General features: G+C 70.6%; 3 protein-coding genes. 2 read left to right on the top strand and 1 reads right to left on the bottom strand.

Annotated elements, in window-relative coordinates; translation table 11 throughout:
• Both U9980_RS04010 and U9980_RS04015 read left to right on the top strand, forming a co-directional pair.
• On the top strand, positions 1-428 hold a 428-nt coding region (locus U9980_RS04010; protein ID WP_322766733.1), incomplete at its 5' end, for a TrkA C-terminal domain-containing protein.
• A gap of 49 nt (positions 429-477) precedes the next feature.
• Entirely contained in the window at positions 478-1,035 is a 558-nt protein-coding gene (locus U9980_RS04015; RefSeq protein ID WP_322766734.1) for an RNA 2'-phosphotransferase, read from the top strand.
• Between the two features lie 103 nt (positions 1,036-1,138).
• Here U9980_RS04015 and U9980_RS04020 read toward each other — a convergent pair.
• Positions 1,139-2,292 (bottom strand): cysteine desulfurase family protein (locus U9980_RS04020; RefSeq protein WP_416210145.1); only part of this gene is annotated, 1,154 nt, incomplete at its 5' end.

The following is a 2,292-nucleotide window of genomic DNA, read 5'->3' on the forward strand; positions in this document are numbered from 1 at the left end:
AGCCCGGGTTGCGGGTGGTGCTGCGCATCTTCGACACGACACTTGCCGACGAAGCCGAACGCAGGTTCGCCATCCACACCGCCCGCAGCGCGTCCGCCCTGGCCACCCCGTGGTTTGTCGGCGCCGCCCTCGACTACGAGGTGGTGAGCACCTTCTACGTCGACCGTGAGCCCTTCCTGGTCGCGCGGATCACCGTGGTCGCCGGCGGTGGCCTGGACGGCCCGACCCTGCAGGAGCTGTCGACCGGGACCCGGCTGCTCGCGATCGCCACCTCATCCGAGCACGACGGCACCCCCGACCGGGCCCCCAACTACCGGCCCACCCGCCACACCCGGCTTCAGCCAGGTGACGAGGTCCTGGTCGTCGGCCCGACCGCACAGATCATCGACACCGTCAGCCGGAACCAGGCACCCCGCGTGCGATCCTGACCGCGGGTACTCGGCCCATGACTCGGATAGTCTGGACCTTATGGTAGATATGACTGCGCGTCGCGCGGAGCGGGTGTCGCGCTACCTGTCCCGCCATCTGCGGCACGCGCCCGATGCCATCGGCATTGTTCTCGACAGCGCGGGGTGGACACCCGTCACCGATCTGCTCGACGCCTGCGCCCGGTCCGGTTTCCCGATCAGCCAGGCCGAGCTCGACGAGGTCGTGGCGACAAGCGACAAGCAACGTTTCGCTGTCGACGACGCCGGGCGGCACATCCGTGCCAATCAGGGCCATTCCGTGCGGGTGGAGCTCGGTCTGGCGGCGACGCCGCCGCCAGAGGTGCTTTATCACGGCACGATCGGGTCCTTCCTGCCCGCGATCCGTCGGGAGGGGCTCCGCCCGATGGGACGCCACGACGTCCATCTGTCGGCTGATTCGGATACGGCGGGACGGGTCGGCGCCCGCCGGGGCCAACCGGTCATCCTCACCGTCGACTCGGGCGCGATGCACCAGGCCGGCCACCGGTTCCGGCGCAGCGCCAACGGTGTCTGGCTGGCCAGCCACGTACCGCCCGGCTTCCTCGACGTTCTACCCGCGCAGCGGTAGGTGAAAGCGGTTGTCAGAATGACCGAAACCACCGCCCCCTCCGGCTCCGCCTGCGCAGCGGTAGGTGAAAGCGGTTGTCAGAATGACCGAAACCACCGCCCCCTCAATCAGCGCCCAGAGCGCGGACGTGCTCGACGGCGGAGACGACATGGCCGACCGCGGCGTGCACCTCCTCGGCGGTGGAGGGGCGACCGAGACTGAAACGCAGGCTCTGGGACGCGGCAGTGGTACCCAGGCCCATCGCCGTCAGCACATGGGACGGTTCGGTACTCGACCCCTGGCAGGCACTGCCCGCCGATACGGCCACCTGCGGCATGGCTGTCATCACCGCGTCGGCGTCAGCGTCGACGAACCGCAGGTTCAGGGTGTTCGGCAACCGGGTGACGGTCGGGCCGTTGAGCGCGACACCGTCGAGTTTCTCGGTAAGCAGATGGTGCAGCAGCGCGGTCAGGCGGCGCAGGCGATCGGCGTCGGCAGCCAGTTCCGCCGCGGCGATCGTCGCGGCCTGGCCGAATCCGACGATGCCGGCGCTGTTGATCGTGCCACTGCGCAGGCCGCGTTCCTGACCCCCGCCGACGATCAGCGGCGTCAGGCGGGCCTGCAGGCGCCGGCTGGCCAGAAGCGCGCCGACCCCCTTGGGGCCGTAGATCTTGTGTGCGCTCAGCACCGCGAGGTCGATCTCGCCGGCGTCCAGCGCCACCGGGATCTTGCCCGCGGCCTGCGTGACGTCGCAGAGGAACAGGGCGCCGGCGCCGTGCGCGAGCTGGGCGGCCCGCCCGACATCCGCGATCGCGCCGGTCTCGCTGTTGGCCGCCATGACGGCGACCAGCACGACATCCGATGACAGCAATGCGGCGAGGTGGTCGAGATCCGGGGTGCCGTCGGGCAGCACCCGGATCAACCCGACCGTGCCCCCGTGGATGCTCACGGCCTGCGCAGCCGCGGCCAGGACGGCCTTGTGCTCGGTGGCCGCCACCAGGATGCGCCGACGGGGGGACCCGGCGCCGGCCAGGACGCCGCGGATCGCGAGATTGACCGCCTCGGTGGCTCCGCTGGTGAACACGACGTTGCGCCGGTTCGCCCCCACCAGCGCCGCGACCTGCCCCCGAGCCTGCTCGACGAGCCGAGCGACCGCCCGGCCCGCGACGTGACCGCTGGAGGCGTTCGCACACTGCTCGGCGAACAGCGGCAGCATCGCGGCCAGCACCCGCGGGTCGACCGGTGTGGTGGCGTTGTGGTCAAAATAGATCATCGTCG

Source organism: Protofrankia sp. Cr1 (assembly GCF_963555865.1).
Classification (GTDB): domain Bacteria; phylum Actinomycetota; class Actinomycetes; order Frankiales; family Frankiaceae; genus Protofrankia.

What these genes read in the sequence shown, in the direction of transcription:
- U9980_RS04015 (WP_322766734.1), top strand. Translation starts at nt 478, where the DNA reads ATGACTGCGCGTCGCGCGGAGCGGGTGTCGCGCTACCTGTCCCGCCAT.